Below are 25668 nucleotides of genomic sequence, written 5' to 3'. Positions count from 1 at the left end.
CACATGGTTCTGGGGGTGCCAAGAGGCCGCATCACGAAGGAAGTTGCCCCCCGGGGGCGTCGGCTGCCGGCCGTCCCCGCGTGGGCGGGGACGGCCGGGCCGGATCAGATCCGGACGCTGGAGGCGGGCGATCCGGTACCGGTGGCGATCACGCCCTGGTCGGCCCACTTGACGGCCCCGGTGCTGCCCACGGTGTGGAGGTAGGCGTGGATGGCGCCGTTCTCGTCGAGGACGAGGTAGTCGGCGCGGCCGTCACCGCTGATGTCGGCGAAGCGGACCTGGTTGGCGAGCCAGCCGGAGGAGCCGGTGGCGATGACGCCCTGGTCGGACCAGCCGCCGCGGCCGTCGCCGCCCGTGTTGACGTACGCGTGGGTGGCGCCCTGGTCCGCGAGGACGAGGTAGTCGGCCTTGGCGTCGCCCCCGACGTCCGCGAAGCGCACCTGGTCGGCGGTCCACGCACTGGAACCCGAGGCGATGACCCCCTGGTCGGACCACTTCACCGCGCCCGTGGCGGGGTCGGTGGTGTTGAGCAGGGCGCGGGTGGAGCCGTTGGCGCCGACGACGAGGTAGTCGGCCTTGGCGTCGCCGCCCACATCGGCGAAGCGGACCTGGGCACCGGTCCAGCCGCTGGAGCCGGTGGCGATGACGCCCTTGTCCTGCCAGCCGCCCCGGCCGTCGCCGCCGGTGTTGATGAACGCGCGCACCGCCCCGTTGCCGGGGTCGAGCACCAGGTAGTCGGCGCGGTCGTCGCCCCCGACGTCCGCGAAGCGCACCTGGTCGGCGGTCCACGCACTGGAACCCGAGGCGATGACCCCCTGGTCGGACCACTTCACCGCGCCGGTGGCGGGGTCGGCCGTGTTGAGCCAGGCCCGCACGGCCCCGTTGGCGCTCACCACGAGGTAGTCGGCCCGGCCGTCGGCGTTGATGTCCACGTCGTAGTCCCCGAGGGCCGAAGCGGCGCGCGGCGGTGCCGGCTTGACCTCGACGGTCTCCTTGATCCAGCCCCGGCCGGCGACGTCGGCGATGCCGCCGAGGAAGGCGTCCGCCATCTTGGCGTAGCCGCTGTTGTTGGGGTGCAGGTTGTCGTTGAGGTCACCGGTGGTCAGCGCGCCCATGCTCACCTGGGCGATCTTGTAGCCGCGCTGGGCCCGGTCGGCGACGATGCCGGGGATCGCCCCGTTGTACGTGTCGATGCGGGCCTGGACGGCCGGGTCGGTGGCGGGGACGAGCGAGGCGACCACGACCGCGGTGTCGGGCGATGCGGCGTGGATCTGGTCGATGAGCGTGCCCAGCCGCTGCGGGGCGGTGGACACCCGGTTGTCGCGGTTCATGTCGTTGGTGCCGATGTGCAGGGTCACCACATTGGGCCGGGCCTCGGCGAGCCAGGTCTCGATGTTGGCCTGCAGCTGCTCGATGAGCCAGCCCGAGTGCCCCTCGTGGTGGGTCACCCCGTCGGCGTCGACCTGCGAGCCGACGAACTCCAGGGCGCCCGCGTGCCGGGTGAGGGCGCTCGCCAGCGCGGGCCGGTAGCCGGTGCGGTCGCCGCTGCCGACGCCGAGCGTGATGGAGTCGCCGAGGGGCATGACCGCGAGCCTCGGCACCTGCCAGACGGGCGGCTCGGGCGCGGGCGGGTTCAGCCCGATGATCGTGTTGATCATCGCGTATCCGGGGTAGTCCATCAGGACTTCACCGGTGCGGTTGCGTACGGCTCCGATCGGCCCGAGGACCCGTTCGTTCACCCGGTCGGCCACGGCCTTGGGGTAGGCGCCGGTGCTGGAGCCGCTGGTGTAGTTGAGGTAGATGTGCTGGGGGTCGGTGTCGTTGTCGGCCGCCGTCAGATGGTTGACGACCTGGTCGACCTTGGTGTCGATGCCGCCGAAGATGTCCGGCACCTTGTACTCGTCCTGGATGAAGAAGCTGTTCGCGGTGAGGCCGTAGTTCCCGCTGTAGTCGCCCACGTTGCGGAAGCGCTCCAGGACGACCTTGCCGCGTACCTCGCCCAGGGAGGGAACGGCCGCCTGTCCGGCGCCGCTGACCGCGGGCGCCCAGAAGAAGCGGGCGTTGGGGTCCTGGTCGAGGTACTTGCGGAACACGTCGACACGGTCCGCGGCCGTCGTGCTGCTCGGATCGTCCTTGCAGTCGAAGCTGAACGGGCCGGCGCTGTTGTCGCACTCGGCCCGCAGGTGCATCATCACGGTCTCGCTCGGGTGTGCCGTGAGGAACTGGCCCAGCACCGCGAGGACGTCGGCGAAGTTCGCGTCCTGGTACACCTTGCCGTGGTGGATCGTGAAGCTGCCGCCGATCACCCGTACCCGGATGTCGATGGAGCGGATGCCCGCCTGGAGCTGGGCGGCCAGGGTCTGGGCGCTGGGGCCGCCGTTCTGCTGGGTGTAGGTGCTGTCGCCGCCGCGGATCGACAGCGTCTCGTGCGTTCCGGGAATGGAGAGCGCGCCGATCGAGGTGTTGTCGCCGAGGGGTTTCATCCAGTCGGGGTTGTCCGCCTTGCCCAGCGACCGGTAGGCCGGGTTGTCGGTGTCGTCCGGCAGCGCCGCCCACGCCGTTCCGGGGCTCAGGACGGTGATCGTCGCGGCCATGGCCACGAGCGCGGTGAGCAGGGTGGCGGCTCTGCGCCACCAGGCCGTCTCCGCAATACGGTGTTTCACGCAAGGTCTCCGGGAGAGTATGCACAGTGGTCTCCCGGAGCATCCCGCGGCACGCTGAATTCTCGGTAACCCCCCGCTAACCCCGCCCCGTTAGCGCCGGACCCGCTCGCTACCGAACCGCCAACCCCGTCAGGGCCGGGGCACGTTGCGGAGGTTGGAGCGGGCCATCTGGACCATCCGGCCCACCCCGCCGTCCAGGACGATCTTGCTGGCGGACAGGGCGAAGCCGGTCACCATGTCCGCGCTGATCTTCGGCGGGATGGAGAGCGCGTTGGGGTCGGTGACCACGTCGATGAGCGCCGGACCCTTGTGCTTGAACGCGTCCTTGAGGGCGCTCGTCAGCTCCTTGGGCTTCTCGACCCGGACCCCGTACGCCCCCGCCGCGCGCGCCACCGCCGCGAAGTCGGGGTTCTTGTTGGTCGTCCCGAACGACGGCAGTCCGCCGACCAGCATCTCCAGCTCGACCATGCCCAGCGAGGAGTTGTTGAACAGGACGACCTTGACCGGCAGGTCGTACTGGACGAGCGTCAGGAAGTCGCCCATCAGCATGGTGAATCCGCCGTCGCCCGACATCGAGACGACCTGCCGGCCGCGATCGGTGAACTGCGCCCCGATCGCCTGCGGCAGCGCGTTGGCCATCGAGCCGTGGCTGAACGAACCGATCACCCGCCGCTTGCCGTTGGGCGACAGATAGCGGGCCGCCCAGACGTTGCACATGCCCGTGTCGACGGTGAACACCGCGTCGTCGTCGGCGAGTTCGTCCAGCACCGAGGCCACGTACTCGGGGTGGATCGGAATGTGCTTCTCGACCTTGCGGGTGTACGCCTTGACCACGCCCTCCAGGGCGTCCGCGTGCTTCTTGAGCATCCGGTCGAGGAACTTGCGGTCGCTCTTCGCCTTCACCCTCGGCGTCAGACAGCGCAGCGTCTCGCGTACGTCCCCCCAGACGGCCAGGTCCAGCTTGGTGCGCCGGCCCAGGTGCTCGGGCCGCACGTCCACCTGCACGATCTTCACGTCGTCGGGCAGAAAGGCGTTGTACGGGAAGTCCGTGCCCAGCAGGATCAGCAGATCGCACTCGTGGGTGGCCTCGTACGCCGCGCCGTAGCCGAGCAGCCCGCTCATCCCGACGTCGAACGGGTTGTCGTACTGGATCCACTCCTTGCCGCGCAGCGCGTGCCCGACCGGGGCCTTGACCCGCTCGGCGAACTCCATCACCTCGGCGTGCGCCCCGGCCGTGCCGCTGCCGCAGAACAGCGTCACCCGTTTGGCCTCGTCCACCATCCGGCACAGCTTCTCGATCTCGCCGTCGCCCGGCCGCACGGTGGGCCGCGAGGTGACCAGCGCGTGCTCGGCGGACCGCTCGGGGGCCGGCTGCCCCGCCACGTCGCCCGGCATCGTCACGACGCTGACCCCGCCCTGACCGACCGCGTGCTGGATGGCCGTCTGGAGCAGCCGGGGCATCTGCTGCGGGTTGGAGATCATCTCGTTGTAGTGGCTGCACTCCTGGAAGAGCAGCTCGGGGTGGGTCGCCTGGAAGTAGTTGAGGCCGATCTCGCTCGACGGGATGTGCGAGGCGAGCGCGAGCACCGGGGCCATGGAGCGGTGGGCGTCGTACAGGCCGTTGATCAGGTGCAGGTTGCCGGGGCCGCACGAGCCGGCGCAGGCCGCGAGCGTGCCGGTGATCTGCGCCTCGGCGCCCGCCGCGAACGCCGCCGTCTCCTCGTGCCTGACCTGGATCCAGTCCATGTCCGGGTGGCGCCGGACGGCGTCGACGACCGGGTTGAGGCTGTCCCCCACGACGCCGTACAGCCGCTTGACGCCCGCGCGGGCGAGGATGTCGACGAACTGCTCCGAGACATTCTGCTTGGCCATGGGTGACGCACTCCCTCTGCCCGTGCTCCGTGCACATCCGGCTGTCCGGAACGCGGGGAGCCAAACCCCGGACCGGACGGGTGTCCGGAGTCCATCAACCCATGGCCCGCGCCGTTACGCCTCCCAGACGCCGACCGCCGTGCGGTCGTCGGCGTACCCCTTCACCCTGATCCGGACGTCGGCGAGGAAGTCGCCGAGGCCCGGCGCCGCCACCGGCGACCAGCGCGCCGCGAGTTCCCCGGCGAGCTCGGGCTCCTCGCGCAGCGGGTCCGCGAGGCCCGTGCCGCACAGCAGCAGGGTGTCCCCCGGCCGGGCGACGGAGGCCCGGAAGCGGAACGGTTCGGCGGGCGGCGGCAGCGGGTCCTCGACGAATGGGGCCGGGCCGGTCGTGATGCCCAGGTCCATCGTCAGCCGGTCGCCCTCCGGTCCGCTCTCCGGCGTACCCTCCGGCGCGGACGAGCCGAAGCCGACCACCGGATCGCCGCTGAGCGCGGCGGGCGGCGGCAGCGCCGGTTCCAGGTCGTGCCATTCGCCGTCGCGGAGCCGGAAGAGGCCGCCGCCGCCGATCCCGAAGAAGACCCGGGTGCGGCAGCCGGGGTCGGCGGACAACAGCAGACAGCGCAGGCTCGCGGTGTACGCGTCCGGCTCCACGCCGAGTCCGGCGGCGCGGGCCCGCAGCTTGCCGTAGGCGCGGTCGGTGAGCCGGTGCAGCCCGGACTTGAGGTCGGCCCGGCGGCCCGCCCTTATGTCGTCGGCCAGCCGGACATGGCTGCGGCCCACGGCCTCACCGATCCAGCGGCAGGCGTCGGCCGACGCGGTGAACGCCCCCTCCGCGCCCCGCGAGGCGCCCGCCACGGCGACGAGGACCAGGGCGCCGTCGCCGCTGCCGAAGCGGGCCGTCAGCAGCGCGTCGCGGCGCGGCTCGCCCCGGAACCGCGCGGAGTCCCCGCGCACGGAGGCGGCGCGCAGGGTGTAGCCCCCGTACGAGGCCCCGTCGAGGACGGTGTCCGGAACGACCCGGTCCAGTTCGTACGGGTCGGTCGCGGGCAGCGCGGTGGGCTCGGCGTCGTAGGTGGGCGGCCGATCCCCCACATGGGCGACGGCGCCCGGCCGCGCGAGATCCCGCGCCTCGTCGTGGGCGGCATCGGCGTCGTCGGCGGCGATCCGGGGGTCCGGCACGGGCGCGGGCGGCTCGGGGGCGACCGGCTCGGGCGCGGGCCCCGGAAACGTACGCGGCAGCGAGGGGCCCACCGGCGGCTCCCACGGAGCGCGAAGCTGGAGGCGGCCGGGCACGGGCGCGGGTTCCGGCGCGCGGAATACGGTTACGGGTTCCGGCTCGGGCTCCGGCTCCGGTTTCGGCAGCACTGGTTCCGGTTCTGGTTCCGGCAGCACAGGTTCCGGTTCCGGCGTCCGTTCCGGGGCTGCGGGCTCAAGCCGTTCCTCCGGCACCTCCGTCGTGCCGTACGCCCGGTCCGGGCCGGAGGCCACCGTGCCGGAGGCCGAGTCGAAGCGGTCGTCGAGACTGTCGGCCGCCTGGCTCGCCCCCGTGTCCGGAGCGGATTCGTCGTACAGCCTGCGCCACCAGTCGTCCTCGTGGGCCGCCGGCCTCTCCCCCTGCTGACTCATGCCTTTATTGTCGACCGCCGGGGCCGCACGAAAACGGGCATCGGGAAAATGGGCGGGGAGACGGGGAGGGGTCGGGGATGCTGGGAGCCATAGGTCTCGACGAGAGGCAGGAGTCGGCGTACCGCGCCCTCGTGGCGATGGGGGCCGCCGAGCTGTCCGATCTCTCGCACCGGCTGGCCCTGCCCGAACAGGACACCGAGCGCGCACTGCGCCGGCTCGAACAGCACGGGCTGGCCGCCCAGTCCTCCGCCCGCACGGGCCGCTGGGTCGCGGCGCCGCCCGGCGTGGCGCTGGGGGCCCTGCTCACCCGGCGGCGCCATCAGCTGGAGCAGGCGGAGCTGGCGGCGGTCCTGCTCGCCGAGGAGTACCGGGCCGACGCGGCCGAACCGGCCGTCCACGACCTGGTCGAGGTGGTCACGGGCGCGAGCGCCGTCGCGCACCGGTTCCATCAGCTCCAGCTGGGCGCGACGAGCGAGGTGTGCGCCCTGGTCACCGGGAAGCCGATGGCGGTCAGCGGCCTGGAGAACGAGTCCGAGGAGGAGGCCGCGGCGCGCGGGGTGTCGTTCCGGGTGGTGATCGAGCGCGAGGTGCTGGGCCTGGAGTCGGGCATTCTGGAGCTGTCGGCGGCGCTGAGCCGCAACGAGCGGTGCCGGGTGGTGCCACGGGTGCCGACGAAGCTGGTGATCGCGGACGGGGCACTGGCGATGGTGCCGCTGACCGGGCGGGGCGCCGAACCCGCCGCCCTGGTGGTGCACGCCTCGGGCCTGCTGGAATCGCTGACGGGGCTGTTCGAGGCGGTGTGGCGCGAGGCGATGCCGTTGCGGCTCGGGGAGAGCGGCGCGGTCGTGGCGGAGCCGGGTGGTCCGGACCCGATGGATCTGGAGATCCTGTCGCTCCTGCTGGCGGGTCTGACGGACGCGAGCGTGGCCAAGCAGCTGGACCTGGGGCTGCGGACCGTACAGCGCCGGGTCAAGGGCCTGATGGAGCTGACCGGCGTCTCGACCCGGCTCCAGCTCGGCTGGCACGCCTACGAACGCGGCTGGGTGGCCCGCTAGGGGTGTCTGCCTGGACGGGCGGGAGGCGGCGGACTCCGGCACGCTGGTCAGATGAGTGTGTGGCAGCTCGTCGCCGTCGGTCTGGTGATGCTGCTCGGCCTGATCGGTGTCCTGGTGCCGGGTGTGCCGGGGCAGGCGATCGTCTGGGCCGCCGTCCTGTGGTGGGCGCTCACCGACATGACCCCGGTGGCCTGGGGCGTACTGATCGGGGCCACGGCGCTGCTGCTGCTGAACCAGGCGCTGAAACCGCTGCTGCCGCCGCGCCGGCCGCGTGAGTCGGGCGCGCCGCGCCGGACGCTGCTGCTGGGCGGCCTCGGCGCGATCGCCGGTTTCTTCGTCGTGCCCGTGGTCGGGGCCGTCGCCGGATACGTCGGGGTGATCTACGGGGCGGAGCGGCTGCGGCTCGGCAGCCGGGGCGCGGGCTGGGCGTCGGTGCGCTCGGTGATGCGGGCGACCGGCTACTCGGTGCTGGTCGAACTGTTCGCCTGCCTGCTGGTGGCGGGCGCCTGGCTGGGCGCGCTGGTCTGGGGCTGAGCATCCGCCGTCCGGGTCCGGCGCACACCGTACGAGCGCCAGGGGCGCCAGCGGGAGGCGCCCCGGAGGCCGTACGGGTCCACATCGGGGTCGCCGAGGCCGCGCATGCGGATCAGCGCGGCGGTGGCGGGGGTGATGCCGGGCAGCCGGAGGAGTGCCTGTTCGGCCTCGTCCCGGTCGGCGCCGGCGTCCAGCCGTACGGTGCCGTCCGCCAGGGCCGTCGTCAGCGCCCGCAGGGCCGGGTCGGCGGATGCTTCGGCGAGCACGGCCGGTTCCGGGAAGAGGTGGGTGAGTCCGCCGTGCGGCAGGTCCAGCACCTTGCCGTACGCCTCGACCAGCTCCCCCGCCGCCGCGTCGCCCACCAGCGCCCGTACGGCGAACTCCTCCGCTTCGGCGGTGCCCGGCGAGCGGACGCCCGGCCGGGCCGCCACGTCCGGGGCGAGCGCCGGGTCGGCGGCCAGCAGATCGTCCACGGCGTACGGGTCGGCGTCCAGGTCGAACAGCCGGCGCAGCCGCTGCACGGCGGTGGTGAGGTCGCGCAGATCGGTGAGGTGGATGCGGGCGTCCAGCCAGTTCCCGGCGGACCGCTCGTCCACGGCGGCGACGCCGGTCCCGTACGGCAGGCGCAGCGTGCGCCGGTGGGTGCGGCGGCCGGGCTCGCCGGTGACCTCCTCGACGCGGGCGACCGTACCGGCGGCGAGCAGGTCGAAGACGTCGCGGGCCGCGTAGGGGCCCCGGTGGGCGAGCCGGAGCGGGATGCCGGTGGTGGTGCGGGAGGCGCGGACCGGGGTGCCGAGCCCCGTCCCGGCCTCGGCGCGCAGGGCGCTGGGGGTGCGGGCGTAGATCCGGCGGACGGTGTCGTTGAATTGCCGGACGCTGTGGAAACCGGCCGCGAATGCGATCTCGGTGACGGGCAGGGCGGTGGTCTGGAGGAGCACGCGGGCGGTGTGGGCGCGCTGGGCGCGGGCCAGGGCGACGGGTCCGGCGCCCAGTTCGGCGTTGAGCTGGCGCTGCACCTGGCGGGGGCTGTAGCCGAGCCGGTGGGCGAGCCCGGGGACGCCCTCCCGGTCCACCACGCCGTCGCCGATCATCCGCATGGCGCGCCCGACCACATCGGCCCGCACGTTCCACTCGGCGGAGCCGGGCACGGCGTCCGGGCGGCAGCGGCGGCACGCCCGGAAGCCGTGGCTCTGGGCGGCCGCCGCCGTCGGGTAGAAGCGGACGTTCCGCCGCTTCGGGGTGACGGCGGGGCAGCTCGGCCGGCAGTAGATGCCGGTCGTTTCGACGGCGAAGAAGAACTCGCCGTCGAAACGGGCGTCGCGGCTGCTCACCGCCTCGTACCTGGTCGTCTCGTCCATCACACCGTCCAGTGTGCGCCCGGCACCGCGACGTCACTCGCGGTTTTCGGACGTCGACCAGGGGATGGTGCGGCTAGGGGGTGTCTGACAAATCCCCTAGCGGAGCCGGCCGCGCTTGGCGTCGATCGCGGCCCTGCCCTCGGCGCCCTTGCGCTTCCAGTCCTTGCGGATCTCGGCCCGGACGCGGGCGTCGGTCTTGGCGACGATGCGCTGGTTCTCGCGCAGGAGCTTGCGGTAGCTGTCGAAGCGGCGCTCGGGCAGGACGCCGTCCTCGATCGCGGCCCGCACGGCGCAGCCCGGCTCCGCCTCGTGGGCGCAGTCGTGGAAGCGGCACTCCTCGGCCAGGTCCTCGATCTCCGAGAAGACCTGGCCGACCCCGACCTCGGCGTCCCAGAGGCCGACCCCGCGCAGTCCGGGGGTGTCGATGAGGACCCCGCCCGTGGGCAGAACGAGCAGGTTGCGGGTGGTGGTGGTGTGCCGGCCCTTGCCGTCCACGTCGCGGGCGGCCCGGACGGTCATCACGTCCTGGCCGAGCAGCGTGTTGGCGAGGGTGGACTTGCCGGCCCCGGAGGTGCCGAGGAGCACACTCGTGCCGCCGGAGACGATCGCCGAGAACACGTCGATGCCCTCGCCGCTTGCGGAGCTGACGGGCAGCACCTGGACGCCGGGCGCGATGCGCTCGATGTCCTGGACGAGATGGGAGAGGGTGACCGCGTCGGGGACCAGGTCGGCCTTGGTGAGGACGACGAGGGGTTCGGCGGTCCGCTCCCCCGCCCCGGCGGCCGCGCCGAGGAGGGCGTCCCCGCCGGAGCTGGACAGGGCGAGGGCCAGGAAGCGTTCGACCCGGCCCAGGTCCAGTTCCACGGCCAGCGAGACGCAGATGGCGATGTGGTCGATGTTGGTGGCGAGCACCTGGCCCTCGGAGCGCTTGGACGAGGTGGAGCGGACGAACGCGGTGCGGCGCGGCAGCAGCGCCCGCACGAAGCGCGGGTCGCCCTCGGCGTCGACCGCGGCCCAGTCGCCGGTGCAGATGATCCGCATCGGGTCGCGGGGCACGACGAAGGCGGTGTCCGCGAGGACCGTGCCCTCGGGCGTGATCAGGTCGCAGCGCCCGCGGTCCACCCGCAGCACCCGGCCGGGCACCAGGCCCTGGGCGGCGTACGGGGCGAACGCGTCCGCCCAGTCGTCGTCCCAGCCGTAGGCGGCGAGGGGGTGGGAAGCGGTGGAGAGAGAGGTGGAGAAGGAAGAGGAGGAAGACGGGAGAGACAAGGGAAACCCTTCACAGGGCGGCCCCGGCGGTGCGCGCGTCGGCGCGGAGGTCTTCGGAGAGTCAGCCGGTGGCCACAGAGGTGGAAACGAGAAACTTCGACTTGTTCGACTTGTGGGCAGCGCCCATCGCAACGGCCGTCATCAACGTCCTCACCTCCACATTCGTCCATGTGCTCTTCCGGCGGCCGGTCGGCCGTCCGTCTCGCCGCACACCATAGCCCCATGGGCTCCGGCGGCTCAACGCATTATTCCGCGCGGACCGGATCGTCAACAGTCGTCCCTCGATCGGGTGATACGCATGGAGTTGGACCGGTCGCGGACGGTTAGGGTGCGGCACATGACCTCCCCCCAGACAGCCTCCGGCTCGTTCACCCCGGCCCAGTTGGGCTCTCTCATCCTGATCGGCTGGAACGGCGAGTACCAGCAGAGCGGGCACGACGCCGCCTTCCTTCTCGCCTATTCGCTGGGCGACGGAGCGGAGGGGCCGGTGGTCGGCGAGCACGCCATGCGCATCGCGCTGCAGCGCGCCGGGCTGACCGTCGGCGGCCCCTCGGTTCGCGCCGACGAGACGCCGGGACTCTCCGTGAAGCTCCTCGTCCAGGCCGGTCAGGCCGTGCTGACCCTGCCGCACTTCACCGCGCAGTACCCGGTCCGCTCCGAATGGCTGGCCGCGGCCAACGGCATGGGCGAGGTGCACGCGATGTTCGCCACCCGCCCTTGGCCGCAGGGCGCTCCCGGACTCCCGGTGGGCGAGGCGGAGCTGCGGGCCTTCGCCGGTGACCCGGACGTCATCGCGACCTCGGCGCACTGCGTGCTTCCGGTGCGCGGCCTGCGCTGACCCGGCCCATGGCTGAGGCCCACCACCCGGACGGGGCGGTGGGCCTCGGTCATGCGTTACGCACACGTCGCACAGGACGGACGACGCGCGACGGACCACCCGGAGGCCGGGCCGCCCGCCGCGGGCGTACGGAGTCAGTTGTTGCCGACGCCGTTCCCGGAGAGGACCGGGATGCCGTTGACCAGGTGCGACAGGGCCTCGTCACCCTTGGCCTGGGTGGAGTTGTCGGCGCACTGCTGGTTCTGCGGCGAGGACAGGACGTTGATGTCCTGGGCCGTGATCGGCACGAGCAGACCCACGAGCGAGCCCGCGTTCACCTTGACCGGAACACCCAGGCACAGGTCGTTGAGCGAGCCCTGGACGAGCTGGGCCTGCGGGCTGCCGTCGCCGTGGGTCGCGGCGTTGCCGACGGCGCTGGTGGCACCGTTGCCGTTGAGGGTGGTGGTGCCACCGTCGTTACCGATCGCCATGGCCGAGGGGGCCGCGACGGCCGAAAGCCCGACCAGGGACACGGCCACTGCCGCGCCGGCCATCATCTTCTTCATCACGCTTCACCTTTCGGAGCGTTCCGTTCTGGAACGTACTGATCAACCCCGTGCGGACGTTTCGGTTCCGCTGATCCACCCAAATGGGTTCGATCCCGCATGAGTTCGATCGACCGGTGTCATCCCCGGTCGCCCGGCCGGTCCGGGGTACGGGCCGCCGGCACGAGTCCGGCCGCGCGGAGCGGGCCGGAGGGTGCGGGCGGCGCCGGGACCGGCGCGGTGCGGGCGGCCTGCCATTCGGCGAGGAGCCGGTCGTAGATCGGGGTGGTGCCGGACGGATGCCGGCTGTGCTGCTGGTCCATGCGGGGGCCCTACCCGCTACGGCGGGAACCGGCCGCCCCCACTACGGCACACGGCCCAGCGGGGCGCCCGTTCGGGCGACCACTGGGCCGTGCGGGAAGGGCTGTGTCGACGCCCGTCAGTCGTTGGCGACGCCGTTGCCCGAGAGGATCGGGATGTCGTCCAGGATGTGCGACAGCGCCTCGTCACCCTTGGTCTGGGTGGAGTTCTCGGTGCACTGCTGGTTCTGCGGCGAGGACAGGACGTTGATGTCCTGGACCGAGATCGGCACGACGCCGAGCAGCGAACCGGCGTTGACCTTGGCCGGCAGGGCGATGCAGGGCTTGTTGAGCGAGCCCTGGATGAGCGCGAACTGCGGGCTCCAGTCGCCGTGGGTGGCGGAGTTGCCGTACGACTGCACGGCACCGTTGCCGTTCAGGGTGGTGGTGCCCTGGTCGTTGCCGATGGCCATGGCCGACGGGGCGACCGCGGCGGAGACGCCGACGATCGATGCGGCGACGGCTGCCGAGGCCATCATCTTCTTGATCATGAAACTGCCCTTCTGGTTCTTCTCTGGTTGCCCGCCGGTGCCGAGCGCACTGATCAACTCGGCGGCGCGGGAATGGTTCTGGCACATCACCCGAAAGGTGCGTACACGGCCGGAGTTCGCGTGCGATCGAACGGACGCACGCGTCGTCGGCTCGGGTCAGCGGCCGACCGGCAGGCCGCCGAGGAGGGGCGCCGCGTCCTGCACCGCTCCGGTGGCCTGACCTGCGACCCTGGCCACGGTGCCGTCCTCGTGGAGGCGGTCGGTGGTGTCGCTGACGGAGTCGACGGCACCGACGACGGGGTCGACCACCTGCGGGGCGGCCGCGATCACCTGGTTGACGCCGCCGTCGAGGCTGAAGCTGGGGGCCGTGGGCGTGGCGACGGCGGCGAAGGCGGGGGCTGCCGTGCCGAGCGCGATCACGGAACCGGCGACGAGCGCGGCGGACTTCGCGTACTTCACTTTCGGGTTCCCTTCTGCTGCGGCGGAATTTCCGGTCGCGTCCCCGCGCCGTACGAACCTTCCGTGGCCGTGACTTCCGCCGCTTTCCCCTTGCCTAACGACGCGACGGCGCCGGGGCAACTGGGGGAACCCCGCTTTCTTCAACAGGAATGCCCCGGACCGCGGTTCGAGCGGTCCGGGGCATTCCGCGCCGAAGAAATTCGACGCGCCCTGATCAGGCGTTGACGCAGGTGTTGCCGAAGGCCGGGTTCAGCACGCCGACGACGTCGATGGTGTTGCCGCACAGGTTGATCGGGATGTTGATCGGAACCTGGATGGTGTTGCCCGAGACGACGCCCGGCGAGGCGACTGCGGCGCCCTCGGCGCCCGCGTCGGCGAAGGCCGGGGTGGCGGCACCGACGGCCATGAGGGTACCGGCGGCGACGGCGGCGATCTTGGTGTACTTCACTTCAAACCCTTTCCTGGGCGGAGTCCGGAGCGGCCACGGCTTTCGTGCCGCACGAGCGCGGACCTGATCGCTCGTGACCCCGCCGCTGTCATACGTAACGATGTGGGGCGGTGGGCGAAACTGCCCAAGAGGAACATTTCATCAATACCGCCCGAATGATGCAGTGTGGGCAGCAACGGGCCCGGACCGTCGGAGGAGGAACGCCGACGAGCCGGGCCCGGAGACGGCCGGATCAGCGGTTGCCGGCGCCGTTGCCCGAGAGGACCGGGATGCCGTCCAGGATGTGCGACAGCGGCTCGTCGCCCTTGGCCTGGGTGGAGTTCTCGGTGCACTGCTGGTTCTGCGGGTTGGACAGGACGTTGACGTCCTGGACCGTAATCGGGACGAGACCGATCAGCGAACCCAGGTTCGCCTTGAGCGGCAGACCGACGCAGGCCTTGTTCAGGGAGCCCTGGACCAGGTCGAACTGCGGGCTGCCGTCGCCGTACGTCTCGGCGTTGCCGAGCACCTCGGTGGCGCCGTTGCCGTTGACCGTGGTCGTACCGCCGTCGTTGCCGATGGCCATCGCCTGCGTGGCGCCGAGCCCGAGGATGGAGGCGGCGACAGCACCCGTAGCCAGGACCTTCTTGATCACGATGAACCCTTCTCGTACTGGATGCCCCGAACCGGAGCGCCCTGACCAACTCGTCGCCCGGCGTTTGGTTATCACTATTCACCCGTATGCCGGGGAGACACGGACGTCCGTACGAAAGTGATCGAGACATACTGACGGAAATCGAGAGAGGAAACGTTCACTCGTAGCCTCGCCGCGCGATCACAGGAAATTCACTGGATTCACGTTTCTCACGCACGCGGACGTCGTTATGGCTGTCGTCGAGCCCGCTCGGCGGGAGGCTCACCCGATACACCGGGCAGGCCCGACAGCCGCGGCACCGCCTGATGAACGAACTGCGGGCCGTGCGTCCGCGAGAAATGTCCCAAGGAAGGGCACCAATGCGAAAAGCCTTGAGTAAAAGCATGCTCGTCATGGCGGCGGCGTCAGGCATCCTGACCGCCTCGGGCGGCTACGCCTTCGCCGATGCCACGGCAGACGGCGCCGCCGTCGGTTCGCCCGGCGTCGCTTCGGGCAACGTCGTGCAGGTTCCGGTGCACGTGCCCGTCAATGTCTGCGGCAACACGGTCAACGTGATCGGGCTGCTGAACCCGGCCTTCGGCAACGAGTGCGAGAACGAGGGCGGCTCCGGCTCCGGCGACTCCCAGGGCGCCAGCGCCACCGGCGTCGCGGCCAACTCCCCCGGTGTCCTGTCGGGCAACGTGGTCCAGGCCCCCGTCGACATCCCCGTCAACGTCTGCGGCAACAGCGTCAACGTGGTCGGGCTGCTGAACCCGGCCGCCGGCAACGAGTGCGAGAACGGTGGGGGCGACGAGGTCACCCCGCCGCCCGTGGTGGAGCCGCCGACCGAGGAGCCCCCGCACCACAAGCCGCCGCACCACAAGCCGCCGAAGGGTCACCACGACCACGACTGCGACTGCACCACGCCGGAGCCTCCCAAGCCTCCGACGCCGCCGGTGCACCACCACGACGACGACTGCCCGCCGAGCCACCACCACAACCCGCCGGAGCCCCCGAAGCCTCCGACGCCGCCGACCCCGCCGGCACACCACCACGACGACGACTGCCCGCCCAGTCACCACCACACCCCGCCCACCCCGCCGGAGCCGCCGACCACGCCGACTCCCCCGGTGCACCACCACGACGACGACTGCCCGCCGAGCCACCACCACAAGCCGCCGCAGATGGCGGACACCGGTGCCAATGAGAACCTGGGCCTCGCCGGTGGCGCCGCCGCCGCGATGGTCCTCGGTGGCGGTCTGATGATGGGCCGCGCCCGCGCCGCGAAGAAGTGACCTGACCCTCCGGAGCACGACGAGGTCCGGCCGGACAGCCTCCCGCTGTCCGGCCGGACCTTTCGCATGCCCGCACCGCACGACCGGCAGGTCCGATGCCCGGTGCTACCCGGTCAGCGCGGCCATGTCCACCACCCGGCCGGCCGCCCCGGCCACCACCGGGTCGTGCGTGGCGACGACGGTGACACACCGGTCCTCGCGGGTGCGGTCGGCCAGCAGCGCGGCCAGTTCGCCCGCCTGGGAGCGGTCCACGGCCGCGGTCGGCTCGTCCACGAGCAGCAGCCGAGGCGACAGGAAGAGCGCGCGGGCCAGGGCGATGCGCTGGCGCTCGCCGCCGGACAGCTGCTCGGGGCGGTGGCGCAGCCGGTGGCCCAGGCCGACCGCGCGCAGCGCCTCCTCGGCGCGGGCCCGGTGGGCGCGGGGGCTGTGCCCGCCGATGTACGCGGCGGCCAGGAGCTGTTCGACGGCGGGCAGCGCGGAGAGCAGGTTGCCGCTCTGGAACATGTAGCCGATGTGCTCGCGGCGGACCCGGGCGCGCCCGGCGTCGGTGAGGGCCGCGAGGTCCTCGTCGCCGAGCAGGACCCGGCCGGCCTCGGGCCGCAGCAGGGCGCCCGCCACGGCAAGGAGCGAGGACTTGCCGGAGCCGGACGGGCCGACGAGGGCGGTCATCACGCCGGGTTCGAAGGTGAGGCCGAGTCCGTCGAAGACGGTGGTGCGGGTCTCGCCGCGCCCGAACGAGACGGTGACGCCGTCCAGTTCGAGCGGCGGGGGCGTCGGGGCGTTCATCGGTTGGCTCCCAGCATGATCAGCGGGTCGGCGGAGGTGACCCGGCGCAGGGTCAGCGCGGTGCCGGCGAGGCCCACGGCCGCGACGGTGCACATGGTGGTGAGGAGGGTGGTGGCGGGCAGGCTGAAGGGCACCTGCTCCCCCACGAGCAGGCCGACCGCCGCCGCGAGCAGGGCGCCGACCGCGGTACCGGCCACGACGACCAGGGCGGCCTGTGCGACGGTGTGGGCCAGGAGCCGTCGGCGGGAGGCGCCGAGGGCGCGGAGCAGGGCGAGTTCGGGGCCGCGCTGCACGGTCCACACGGCGAAGAAGGCGCCGACGACGAGCGGGGCGATCAGGTAGAGGAAGACCTGGATCGAGTTCATCGTGACGCGTTCGCCGGTGTAGCCGGGGGCCGCCTCGTACGCCTCCTCCTTGGTGAGCGTGGTGGTGGAGTGGCGTGCGTCCAGTTCGGCCACCGGGGTGTCCGGCGCCGAGCGCAGGGCCAGTGCGCCGAATTGGTCGGGGACCTCGGTGGCGGCGGGCGCGCCGGGGGTGGCGAAGCGGATGCGCTGCCAGGTCGTCAGGGGGACGTAGGCGGCGGGTACATGGCCGTAGCTGAGGCGGCCGGTGGTGCCGACGACGCGCAGTTCGACGCCGAGGCGGTCGATGACGAGGGTGTCGCCCACGGCCACGCCCTCGTCCACGAGCGCGCCGGAGACGACGACGGTGCCGGGGTCGGTGGTGGTGAGCGGGCTGCCGCCGGTGACGGCGGGGCTGAGGAAGCCGTCCGGCTCGACGCCGAAGGCGGCGAGGTCCACCTCGGCGCCCCGGTCGGTGGTGCCCCGGGTGATGGAGACGCCGAGGGGTGTGACGTCGGTGCCCGCGTCCTCGCGCAGGGCGGTGGCCGTCTTGGGGCCGAGGAGGCTGCGGGCGAACTGGTCGGACCGGGCGTCGGACGAGAAGGCCAGGTGGGAGGCGGGCAGGGCGCGCAGGGCGGAGACGGTGTCGTCGCCGAGGCCGGTGGTGAAACCGGAGACGATGCCGACGAGTGCGGCGACGAGCACCACGACGGACCCCATGAGCGCGAAGCGCCCTCGGGCGGCCCGCAGCTCCAGCAGAGCGAGGAACACGGCGGTTTCCTTCATGGAGAGGTTCAGACCGACCGGCGGTCGGTTTTAGGGACGGTGCGTCGCCAACATAGAGGATGGCGACGCACCGTCCCCAAGCGGGGGTCGGGTCTCCGGGCGTGGCTCCTAGACTGGGCGGATGCCCCGCATCAGCGCCGCCACGGTCGCCGAGCACCACGCCCAGCAGCGGCTGGCCCTGGTGCGGGCGGCGCGCGCGCTGCTGGAGGAGGGCGACGCGGAGGCGGTCACCTTCGCCGCCGTGGCGCGGGCCACGGGCCTGGCGCGCAACAGCGTGTACAAGTACTTTCCGGGCCGGCCCGAGCTCCTGGCCGCCGTGGTCGAGGACGCGCTGCCCCGCTGGACGGACGCGATCCGGTCCGGCATGGCGGCGGCGCACACCCCGCGCGAGCGGATCGCCGCCTATGTGTCGGCGCAGCTGGAGCTGGTGCGGAGCGGGGAGCACCGGATCGCCCGCGCCCTGGCCGGGGTGCGGGACGCGAAGCTGGTACGGGAGAGCGCGGGCCGGGCGCACGCGGAGCTGCTCACCCCGCTGATCGGCGCGCTCACGGAGCTGGGCGAGGACGATCCCCGCCGCACGGCGGTGCTGCTCCAGGGCATCGTGAACGCCGCCACGACGGCGATCGAGGCGGGCGACAACTACCGGGCGGTGTCCGAGCGGGCGGTGCGGATGGCGGTCACGGCGATCACGGGCACGCCGGACCGGTAGCGGCGCCCGGACCGTCGGCCTGCGGCCGCGGAGCGGTGGCGGTCGTCAGGGGGCGATGCGTTCGAAGACGGCCGCGAGGCCCTGGCCGCCGCCGATGCACATCGTCTCCAGGCCGTAGCGGGCCTCGCGGCGGTGCAGTTCGCGGGTGAGGGTGGCGAGGATGCGGGCGCCGGTGGCGCCGACCGGGTGGCCCAGCGAGACGCCGGAGCCGTTCACGTTGATCCGCTGCTCGTGGTCCTTCTCGCCGAGGCCGAGTTCGCGGGTGCAGGCCAGGACCTGGGCGGCGAACGCCTCGTTCAGCTCGATCAGGTCGAGGTCGCCGAGGGTGAGCCCGGCGCGGCCGAGGGCGGCGTGGGTGGCGGGGACGGGGCCCAGGCCCATGGTGGCGGCGGGCACCCCGGCGCGGGCGAAGGAGACCAGCCGGACCAGCGGGGTGAGGCCGAGGCGTTCGGCGGTGGCGGCGCTGGTCACCAGGCAGGCGGCCGCCGCGTCGTTCTGGCCGCTGGCGTTGCCGGCGGTGACGGTGGCCTCCGGGTCGGACTTCAGCATGACCGGGCGGAGCGCGGCGAGCTGTTCGGCGGTGGTGTCGGGGCGGGGGTGCTCGTCGGCGGTGACGACGGTCTCGCCCTTGCGCGTCCGCACGGTGACGGGGACCATCTCCTTCCCGTACCGGCCCTCGGTGGCGGCGCGGCCCGCGCGCCGCTGGGAGCGCAGGGCCAGCGCGTCCTGGTCCTCGCGGCTGATGCCGTACGCGCGGCGCAGGTTCTCGGCGGTCTCGATCATGCCGCCGGGGACGGGGTGGTCGAGGCCGCCCGCGGTGACCCGGCCGCGGGCGAGCGCGTCGTGGAGCTGGAGGCCGGGGCCCTTGATGCCCCAGCGCCCGTCGTGCGTGTAGTAGGGGGCCGCGCTCATCACGTCCACGCCGCCCGCGACGACGACCTCGCTGAACCCGGCCGCGATCTGCATGGCCGCGTCCAGGACGGCCTGGAGCCCGGAGCCGCAGCGGCGGTCGGTCTGCAGGCCGGTGACCGTCTGGGGCAGCCCGGCGTCCAGGGCGGCGACCCGGCCGATGGCGGGGGCCTCCGCGGAGGGGTAGGAGTGGCCGAGGATCACCTCGTCCACCCGGTCGGGGTCGATGCCGGTGCGGGCGACGACCTCGGCGATGACGCGGGCGGCCAGGGCGGCCGGCCGCTCCCCGGCGAACACCCCGCCGAAGCGGCCGATGGGGGTGCGCAGGGGTTCGCAGATCACGACATCGCGGGCGTCGGGCACGGCAGGACCTTCCGGGGCGGCGGGCGGTGGACAGGGCTCCGGCTCGACCCTCGCACCCGGTGGCCGAACCGGTCCAATACCGAGTTTCCCCGGATTCGAGACCTGCCGCGTCTCAATCGGTCCGCCCGGCCGCCCCGGACGGTCTCAGGCGCGGGCCCGCGTGGCCAGCATCAGGCGCAGTGCGCGGGTCATCGCGTTGTCGGTGGTGAAGTCCACCCCGGCGGGCACCTCGACCAGTTCGCCGTGGGTGAGGACGAGGACCCCGCAGGAGCCGGGGCGGGCCGATCCGGTCCCGTCGAGCCATTCCCCGTAGCCGGCGGAGGTGGTGTCCAGGTCCTGCCGGCTGCGCCGGACGACCTGGGCCATCAGGTCGTCGATGCCGGTCAGCCCCTCGACGGAGGCGAACGGCACGGTGACGACGGGCTCCTCGACGAGGCGGACGCGGGGTTCCTCCTTGTGGCCGGCGCCCTCGGGGGTTCCGGGCAGCAGGTCCCGGCCGTAGCGGGCGAAGTACAGCAGGGTGTGCGCGGAGTCGATGCCTCCGAGGAAGGGCCGGTCGAAGTCGGTCCTGCGGTTGCCGGCGTAGTACTCGCGCGGGATGCGGGGGTCGGCGGCGACCGGCCAGTGCGCCTCTCCGGTGCGGCGGTCGCGCCAGGGCAGATAGCGCCGGATGTCGTCGGAGGCGGAGGTCGGCAGGACGTCGATGCCGAAGCGGTCGGGGTTCTTGGCGACCATGGAGCCGGGGGTCAGGGCGAACACGCCGATGCCGGAGGTCGTCCACAGCTTCTCGTGCCGCTGGAGGAACTCGTACGTCTCCAGCGCCTCTTCGGCGGTCTCGGTGGGGAAGCCGGTGAAGCCCATCATCTGGGCGGCGATGCCGTTGCGCGCCAGTTCCGCGAGGACGTCGGGGACCACCTCGATCTTCACGCCCTTGTCGATGAGGTCGAGGACCCGCTGGGCGCCGGACTCGTAGCCGAAGGAGACCGCCACGCAGCCGGAGGCGGCGAGGACTTCACCGGCGGAGCGCTTGGGGAAGGTCCGTTCCAGGCGCAGTTCGGCGGACCAGCGCAGGTCCAGGGAGGATTCGGCGAGGGCGGCGGCGAGGGTGCGCAGATAGCGGGGGGACATGGCGTCCACAGCGAAGTACACGGTCCTGGCATAGCTGCTGGCCTCGCGCAGGTCCTGCAGGACGGCGGCGACGGGGCGTTCGCGCGAGGGCGAGGTCGGCCGGTCGGTGTTCAGGCCGTAGTCGCAGAAGGTGCACTTGTTCCAGTAGCAGCCGCGGGTCGGGCTGTAGAGGAGCACCGGTTCGGGTGCCCAGTAGCGGTCCCATTGCCAGACGTCGTACGCCGGGGAGGCGAGCGTCGCCACGCTGCCGTAGGCGATGTCCGGGTCGGGCCGGTTGCGGGTCATGACCCCGCCGATGCCCTCGAAGGCGTCGCCGTGCCTGGTCGCGCCGTTGCCGACGGCGTCGAGGATGCCGATGAGGGCGGTCTCGCCCTCGCCGGGGACGATCAGGTCGGCGTCCTGGAAGACCCGCCAGGCGGCCGCGGGCTCGGGCGCGTACTTCACGACGTCGCCGACTTCCGTGCCGCCGAAGACGATCACCGTGTCCGGGAGGACGGTGCGGACGAGCCGGGCCATGCGCAGCGCGACGGGCAGCTGGCTGGTGTAGTTGACGGAGAGTCCGACCACGGCCCAGGGGCGTTCGCGCAGCTTCGGGACGAACTCGTCGGTGAAGTAGCCCTCGAAGGGGCGGGCGACGGCCGCCGGGACCGCCGGGTCGGACAGGTCCTTCGTACTGCACAGGTTGACGGCGGCCTTCACCCGCATGGAGAAGCCGTCCGCGGTGCCGGGCGGCATGTCCAGAGCGAGCAGCTGCCACCAGCGGCTCATCACCGCGACCGCCTGGGCGTAGGTCGGGGGGTGGTAGAAGTGCTCGGCGTCCTGGAAGACGGCGATCGCGTCGCGCGCCGATGTGGCGGTCAGGCCCTCGGCGGCCAGCGTCTGCCGGTAGCGGATCTCGTCGTGGCGGCGCGGGGCGGCGGCCCTGGCCCCGATCTCGGCGCGCAGGGCGCGGGCGGCGTCGAGCGCGGCGCCGAAGCGCGCGGGGTCGGCGAGGTAGGTGAAGGCGTCGAGGTTGGCGTCCACGCAGGCGTACTCGGTGTGGCCGGCCGCCCTGGCGGCGCCCACCAGGTACGGGATCGAGTGGTAGGCGGTCGTGGGGTCGGTCACCGGCGGGTTGATCAGCAGGTACGCGGTGTCGCCGGTGCCCCGGCCCGGCCGCGGGCCCCGGTCCGGTCCGCCCTCGAACCGCGGCATGCCCAGCGGGACGAACACGCTCATCGCTGTGACTCCTGACTGTCGTCCCGCCGCGGTCGCGCGGAGCGGGCGGCCGGTACGCCGGGTGCGGGCCCGGCCGGAGTGCCGGCCGGTACGAGGTCGGGCGGGGTGTACTCGGTGTCGGCGCGGTGGTCGCGGAAGACGCGCTGGGTGAGGGCGCCCACGACGGTCAGGGCGATGGCGCCGCCCGCCACCGGAAAGAAGGGGGCCGCGCCCAGGTGGCGCACCCCGAAGCCGGCCACCGCGACGGAGACCGGGAAGGTGCCCATGACGGCCAGCATGACCAGGCTCATGACCCGGCCGATGAGCGCGGGCGGGGCCCAGACCTGGAGCATCGTGACGACGACGATGTTCTGCCAGCCGCTGGCCAGCGCGTAGACGCAGACGCAGATCGCGGCCCCGGCCAGGCCCCCGGCGTACGGTACGGCGCTGAGGGCGATGCCCATGACGACGGCGAGCACGGCGAACAGGTAGGCGGGCGACCGTACGGGGCGGCTGCGGGCGGCGACCAGGGAGCCGGCCAGGCCGCCCAGGCTCAGGCAGGTCAGCAGGACGCCGTAGCCGGTGACGCCCATGTCCTGGTGGGCGAGTTCGGGCAGGGCCACCTCGATGGTGCCGCTGAAGGCCAGGTTGCAGACCAGGGCGACGACCAGGACGACGTGCAGCAGCCGTCCGTGGCGCAGGAGTTCGGTGAAGGTCGTGCGGGGGGCGGAGGCTTCGCCCGGCGCGGCCCCGCCCGGTGCGGCGCCGTCCGCCGCCGCGTCCGCGCCGGTGCGTATCCGGGAGAGGACCAGCGCCGACACGAGGAAGGACGCGGCGTCGACCGTGAGCGCCGGGCCCGCGTCGAAGGCGGCCACCAGGGCGCCGCCCGCGGTGGGTCCGAGGAGGCCGCCGACCTGGTTGACCATGGTCGACAGGGCGTTGCCCCGGCCGAGGTCCTCCTTGCGCAGCAGGGCCGGCAGGAGGGTGTACGAGGCGGGGATGAACATGCCGGAGCAGGCGCCCAGGACGACCGCGATCGGGGCGAGTTGGGCGAGGGTCGGGGTTCCGGTGGAGGCGATGACGGCGAGGGTGCCGACGGCGGCGGCCCGGACCAGGTCGGTCATCAGCATGACCCGCCGGCCGCCGATCCGGTCGGCCACCAGACCGCCCAGCGGAATGGTGACGACGCGGGGGATGCCGTAGCAGGCGAGGACGGTGCCGAGCAGGACCGGGCCGCCGTCGCCGGAGAGGATGAGCCAGGGCAGCGCGACGGCGTAGCAGTAGTCGCCGACCGTGGAGGAGAGCTGGCCGGCGAGCAGCAGCCGGAAGCCGCGCACCGACATGGGTCCGCCCGTCAGTGCCGTACGGAGTCGCTGTCCGGCTGCTGCCACGTCTTCTCCTTCTGCTGGTGGGGTGCTCAGCCGCCGAGCGGGTCGACCGGCATGGCCAGGAACTCGCCGATCACCGTGGCCACGGTGCTGGACGGGGGCAGCCCGAGGTTCTTGCGCACCTCGCCCGCGGCGATCTGCCAGGCGGGTGCGGGTACCGGGTCGATGACCGCGTGGCCGTCCGCGCGCAGCCGGTCGACGTTGCGGCGGACGGCGGGGCGCTCCCACATCAGGCTGTTCATGCTCGGGAAGAACACCACCGGGCGCTCATGGGCGAGCAGGGCGGAGCTGAGCAGTCCGGAGGCGAGTCCGTTGGCGGCCTGGCCGAGCATGTTGGCGGTGGCGGGCAGTACGACGAAGCGTTCCGCCCAGACGGCCGGGGCGACATGACCGGTCGTCAGTTCGTCCTCGCCGTCGCAGTAGACGGTGCGGCACAGCAGCCGCATGGTGGAGGGCGGGATGATCGCGGCGGCGGACCGGGTCATGATCATGCGGATCTCGACGCCGGGTCCGAGGCCGGTGCGCAGCGCCATGAGGTACTGCGGCACCGCGAGCACGTTGCCGGAGCCGCAGACCCCGATGAGCAGCCGGCGCGGGGTGTCCGGGCCGGTCCCGGCCGCCATCACCGGGCTCCGGCGGGCTCACCGGCCACGCGCAGACCGCATTCGGCGGCGACGAGGTCGAACCGGTCCTGGACGTTGTACTTGTAGGAGGGGCAGGGCGGATGGCCCTCCTGCCAGGCCTTGGGGCAGGAGCCGCCGCAGGTGGGCATGAAGACGCAGCCCTTGCACCAGGTGGTGCCCGCGGCGATCTCGTCGTTCCAGCCGTCGAAGGGGCCCAGCGGGCGCAGGGGTTCGGTGCCGGCCCGGTCGATGTGCGTCAGGGCGAGGGTGCGCTCGGCCTCGGGGACGAGGGGGTACTCGCTGCAGGAGAAGATGCTGCCGGTGCTGCTGATGATCTCGGAGGAGCGGGTCGTGGCGGGGCAGAGGACCTTGTGCACGGTGGCCGGCAGCAACTGGCTGTGCAGCCCGTGCTCGGTGAGCAGCCGGAGCCACCCCGCCTCGCGTTCGGCGAAGGTCTGCTTGGACACCTCGATCGCCGATACGTCGTTTCCCCACGAGTGCACGGGATGGATCGAGAAGGAGACACGGGGATGGCTGAATCCCTGCTCCGCCATCATCTCGATATAGCGCGGCAGGGCGTCCTGGTTGTGCACGTCGACATTCGTCCGGAAAGTGAAATGGGTGGGGCCGAGATCCGGTTCGTCGAGCACGGAACGCACCGCGCGCACGATGTTCCAGAATGATCCGCGACCGCTTTTCAGGGGCCGGTGTTCATTGTGTATGTCCGGCGGTCCGTCGATCGTGATCTCGAAATGGGTGATACCACAGGAACGGATGAGCGTGTTGATTTTCCTGGTGGTCAGGAGGGAGCCGTTGGTGACGATCACCGAGGAGTAGGCGACCTCGCGTTCGGCGGCGGCGGCGACGAACTGCGGGGCCAGGTCGCGGATGACCGCGTAGCCCATCATCGGTTCGGCGCCGAACCAGTCGATGCGGGCGCTGCGGGTCTCCGGTGCGGTCACGGCGCGCAGTACCCGGTCGCGGACCCGGCTGCGGTGGGTGTGGGACAGCCCGCCTCGGGTGTGCTCCTGGCCGCAGTAGGCGCAGCCCATGTTGCAGTACGAGGTCGGCAGCAGCGCGATGTGCACGGCCGAGCGTTCGGCGGAGGCCTGCCGGTTGCGGTCGAGTACGGCGGTCAGCTCGTCCTCGCCGGCCGGGACGAGCAGCTGGGCCGCGCGCAGTACGCCGGTCCAGGCGGGGGTGAGCGCGGCGGCGTCACCGGCCTCCAGTGCCCGCGCGGTGGGCAGGTCGACCGCGAGGGTGCTCGCGGTGCGGGTGCTGTAGGCGAGCCGGACCGGGACGCCGCCGGTGTCGGCGTACGCGCGGTCGCTCAGCACCAGGTATCTGCTGACTTGGTCCATCATCACGCTCCCACTGGATGTCCGGGCGCACGGCGGTCCGGTGCGATGGCGCGGCGGGTCCGGCGGCAGCGGCCGCCGGACCCGCCGCGGCTGGAATCAGCAGAGGACGTTGACCTGGTTGGCGTCGATCACCTGGCTCTGGCCCTCGACCGCACCCGACACGGCGTTGAGCCGGGCCTGGATCGAACCGAGGACCGCGACCTCGTCCGGGCTGAGGCCGTTGAAGACCTCGCGCTCGGAGTCCGACAGCAGGTCGACCTGGGTACCGGCACTGCGCAGCGCGTCCAGGGGTGCTTGCGACATGGGTCACTCCTTCGGGAAGACGGTCACGGGCTGGTGCAACCGCAAGGCTGCTCCGGCGCCCCCCGACTTCATATCCCTCGATCGACTATGAATCCGGTGGCTCTGTGGTTCCGCTCAAGGCGTTCTTGTCCGGAACATGACCCCCCGCTACTCTGACCTCCGGGAGTGCGGAACTCGTCTGCCGGCCCGCGCTTCGTTCATTGAAATGAGGGGTAGAGGGTTTGACCAGGCGTGAGATTCTTATCGCTTCGCTCGTGGCCGCCGGCTCCTCGAACCGGGATATCGCCGAAGCGCTCTGCATCAGCCCGCACACGGTGGCGGCACACTTATGCAACATGTTACGAAGAACCGGCGCTTCCAACCGTACGGA

At 72.4% G+C, this 25668-nt stretch carries 24 protein-coding genes and 1 pseudogene; 6 read left to right on the top strand and 19 right to left on the bottom strand.

Features of this window, described 5'->3' with window-relative positions; all coding sequences use genetic code 11:
• Positions 1-104: 104 nt before the first annotated feature.
• From OG710_RS25035 to OG710_RS25025, 3 genes are all read right to left on the bottom strand, one after another.
• Positions 105-2663 (bottom strand): phosphatidylinositol-specific phospholipase C domain-containing protein, encoded by a 2559-nt coding sequence (locus OG710_RS25035; protein WP_330241321.1) that lies wholly within the window; start codon positions 2661-2663, stop codon positions 105-107.
• A 129-nt stretch (positions 2664-2792) separates the two neighbouring features.
• Positions 2793-4535: a pyruvate dehydrogenase gene (locus OG710_RS25030; protein WP_330241320.1), complete on the bottom strand. Its 1743-nt coding sequence runs from the start codon at positions 4533-4535 to the stop codon at positions 2793-2795.
• A gap of 114 nt (positions 4536-4649) precedes the next feature.
• Positions 4650-6161 carry a protein phosphatase 2C domain-containing protein gene (locus tag OG710_RS25025; protein ID WP_330241319.1) on the bottom strand — a complete coding sequence of 504 codons (1512 nt, stop codon included), beginning with the start codon at positions 6159-6161 and terminating at the stop codon, positions 4650-4652.
• 77 nt (positions 6162-6238) lie between these two features.
• Between OG710_RS25025 and OG710_RS25020 the strand changes: the two genes are divergently transcribed.
• Positions 6239-7216, top strand: coding sequence for a helix-turn-helix domain-containing protein (locus OG710_RS25020; RefSeq protein WP_330241318.1), 978 nt, complete (start codon positions 6239-6241; stop codon positions 7214-7216).
• 51 nt (positions 7217-7267) lie between these two features.
• The gene (locus tag OG710_RS25015; protein WP_330241317.1) at positions 7268-7750 is read left to right on the top strand and encodes a DUF456 domain-containing protein; all 483 of its coding nucleotides are present in this window, start codon (positions 7268-7270) and stop codon (positions 7748-7750) included.
• On the opposite strand, the gene OG710_RS25010 is transcribed toward OG710_RS25015, so the two are convergent.
• Together OG710_RS25010 and rsgA are read right to left on the bottom strand one after the other, a co-directional pair.
• Positions 7675-9108: a DNA-3-methyladenine glycosylase 2 family protein gene (locus OG710_RS25010; protein ID WP_330241316.1), complete on the bottom strand. Its 1434-nt coding sequence runs from the start codon at positions 9106-9108 to the stop codon at positions 7675-7677. The two genes, OG710_RS25015 and OG710_RS25010, sit on opposite strands and share 76 nt — an antisense overlap.
• Positions 9109-9204: 96 nt before the next feature.
• On the bottom strand, positions 9205-10377 hold the full coding sequence (gene rsgA, locus OG710_RS25005; RefSeq protein ID WP_330241315.1) for a ribosome small subunit-dependent GTPase A: 1173 nt from the start codon (positions 10375-10377) through the stop codon (positions 9205-9207).
• 337 nt (positions 10378-10714) lie between these two features.
• On the opposite strand from rsgA, the gene OG710_RS25000 reads away from it, so the two are divergent.
• Entirely contained in the window at positions 10715-11215 is a 501-nt protein-coding gene (locus tag OG710_RS25000) for a DUF5949 family protein (RefSeq protein ID WP_330241314.1), read from the top strand.
• A 134-nt stretch (positions 11216-11349) separates the two neighbouring features.
• Here the strand turns inward: OG710_RS25000 and OG710_RS24995 are convergent, their stop codons facing one another.
• From OG710_RS24995 to OG710_RS24970, 6 genes are all read right to left on the bottom strand, one after another.
• Entirely contained in the window at positions 11350-11760 is a 411-nt protein-coding gene (locus tag OG710_RS24995) for a rodlin (RefSeq protein WP_330241313.1), read from the bottom strand.
• A gap of 119 nt (positions 11761-11879) precedes the next feature.
• The gene (locus OG710_RS24990) at positions 11880-12062 is read right to left on the bottom strand and encodes a hypothetical protein (RefSeq protein ID WP_330241312.1); all 183 of its coding nucleotides are present in this window, start codon (positions 12060-12062) and stop codon (positions 11880-11882) included.
• Positions 12063-12178: 116 nt separating this feature from the next.
• Entirely contained in the window at positions 12179-12589 is a 411-nt protein-coding gene (locus OG710_RS24985; RefSeq protein WP_111339672.1) for a rodlin, read from the bottom strand.
• A gap of 156 nt (positions 12590-12745) precedes the next feature.
• Positions 12746-13048 carry a hypothetical protein gene (locus OG710_RS24980; protein ID WP_330241311.1) on the bottom strand — a complete coding sequence of 101 codons (303 nt, stop codon included), beginning with the start codon at positions 13046-13048 and terminating at the stop codon, positions 12746-12748.
• Between the two features lie 214 nt (positions 13049-13262).
• Complete coding sequence (locus tag OG710_RS24975) at positions 13263-13496, bottom strand: chaplin (RefSeq protein ID WP_330241310.1); 234 nt, start codon at positions 13494-13496, stop codon at positions 13263-13265.
• A gap of 232 nt (positions 13497-13728) precedes the next feature.
• Positions 13729-14130 (bottom strand): rodlin, encoded by a 402-nt coding sequence (locus tag OG710_RS24970; protein WP_330241309.1) that lies wholly within the window; start codon positions 14128-14130, stop codon positions 13729-13731.
• 383 nt (positions 14131-14513) lie between these two features.
• On the opposite strand from OG710_RS24970, the gene OG710_RS24965 reads away from it, so the two are divergent.
• Entirely contained in the window at positions 14514-15404 is an 891-nt protein-coding gene (locus OG710_RS24965) for a chaplin (RefSeq protein ID WP_330242339.1), read from the top strand.
• A 105-nt stretch (positions 15405-15509) separates the two neighbouring features.
• On the opposite strand, the gene OG710_RS24960 is transcribed toward OG710_RS24965, so the two are convergent.
• Both OG710_RS24960 and OG710_RS24955 read right to left on the bottom strand, forming a co-directional pair.
• Positions 15510-16190, bottom strand: a complete 681-nt coding sequence (locus OG710_RS24960; RefSeq protein WP_330241308.1) for an ABC transporter ATP-binding protein — start codon at positions 16188-16190, stop codon at positions 15510-15512.
• Entirely contained in the window at positions 16187-17302 is a 1116-nt protein-coding gene (locus tag OG710_RS24955) for an ABC transporter permease (RefSeq protein WP_330241307.1), read from the bottom strand. Before OG710_RS24955 ends, OG710_RS24960 begins: the two co-directional genes overlap by 4 nt.
• Before the next feature lie 136 nt (positions 17303-17438).
• Here OG710_RS24955 and OG710_RS24950 point away from each other — a divergent pair, with 136 nt between their 5' ends.
• On the top strand, positions 17439-18026 hold the full coding sequence (locus OG710_RS24950) for a TetR/AcrR family transcriptional regulator (RefSeq protein WP_330241306.1): 588 nt from the start codon (positions 17439-17441) through the stop codon (positions 18024-18026).
• Between the two features lie 45 nt (positions 18027-18071).
• On the opposite strand, the gene OG710_RS24945 is transcribed toward OG710_RS24950, so the two are convergent.
• The 6 genes from OG710_RS24945 to OG710_RS24920 all read right to left on the bottom strand — a co-directional run bounded on the left by OG710_RS24945 (position 18072) and on the right by OG710_RS24920 (position 25298).
• Positions 18072-19298, bottom strand: coding sequence for an acetyl-CoA C-acetyltransferase (locus tag OG710_RS24945; RefSeq protein ID WP_330241305.1), 1227 nt, complete (start codon positions 19296-19298; stop codon positions 18072-18074).
• A 144-nt stretch (positions 19299-19442) separates the two neighbouring features.
• The gene (locus tag OG710_RS24940; RefSeq protein WP_330241304.1) at positions 19443-21644 is read right to left on the bottom strand and encodes a B12-binding domain-containing radical SAM protein; all 2202 of its coding nucleotides are present in this window, start codon (positions 21642-21644) and stop codon (positions 19443-19445) included.
• Positions 21641-23014 (bottom strand): MFS transporter, encoded by a 1374-nt coding sequence (locus tag OG710_RS24935; RefSeq protein WP_330241303.1) that lies wholly within the window; start codon positions 23012-23014, stop codon positions 21641-21643. Before OG710_RS24935 ends, OG710_RS24940 begins: the two co-directional genes overlap by 4 nt.
• Positions 23015-23040: 26 nt before the next feature.
• Positions 23041-23634 (bottom strand): flavoprotein, encoded by a 594-nt coding sequence (locus OG710_RS24930; RefSeq protein WP_330241302.1) that lies wholly within the window; start codon positions 23632-23634, stop codon positions 23041-23043.
• Complete coding sequence (locus OG710_RS24925) at positions 23634-24998, bottom strand: radical SAM protein (RefSeq protein WP_330242338.1); 1365 nt, start codon at positions 24996-24998, stop codon at positions 23634-23636. The genes OG710_RS24930 and OG710_RS24925 overlap by 1 nt, the downstream gene beginning before the upstream one ends.
• A gap of 93 nt (positions 24999-25091) precedes the next feature.
• A complete protein-coding gene (locus OG710_RS24920) occupies positions 25092-25298 on the bottom strand; it encodes an aroma-sacti cluster domain-containing protein (protein WP_111338902.1) in 207 nt (68 codons plus the stop codon).
• A gap of 221 nt (positions 25299-25519) precedes the next feature.
• Here OG710_RS24920 and OG710_RS31350 point away from each other — a divergent pair.
• Positions 25520-25663: pseudogene (locus tag OG710_RS31350) on the top strand (helix-turn-helix domain-containing protein); the annotation flags it as partial.
• Positions 25664-25668 lie beyond the last annotated feature (5 nt).

Source organism: Streptomyces sp. NBC_00525 (assembly GCF_036346595.1).
Taxonomy (GTDB): domain Bacteria; phylum Actinomycetota; class Actinomycetes; order Streptomycetales; family Streptomycetaceae; genus Streptomyces.
The sequence above is the reverse complement of the archived record's forward strand: the minus strand, read 5'-3'. Positions and strand labels throughout refer to the sequence as shown.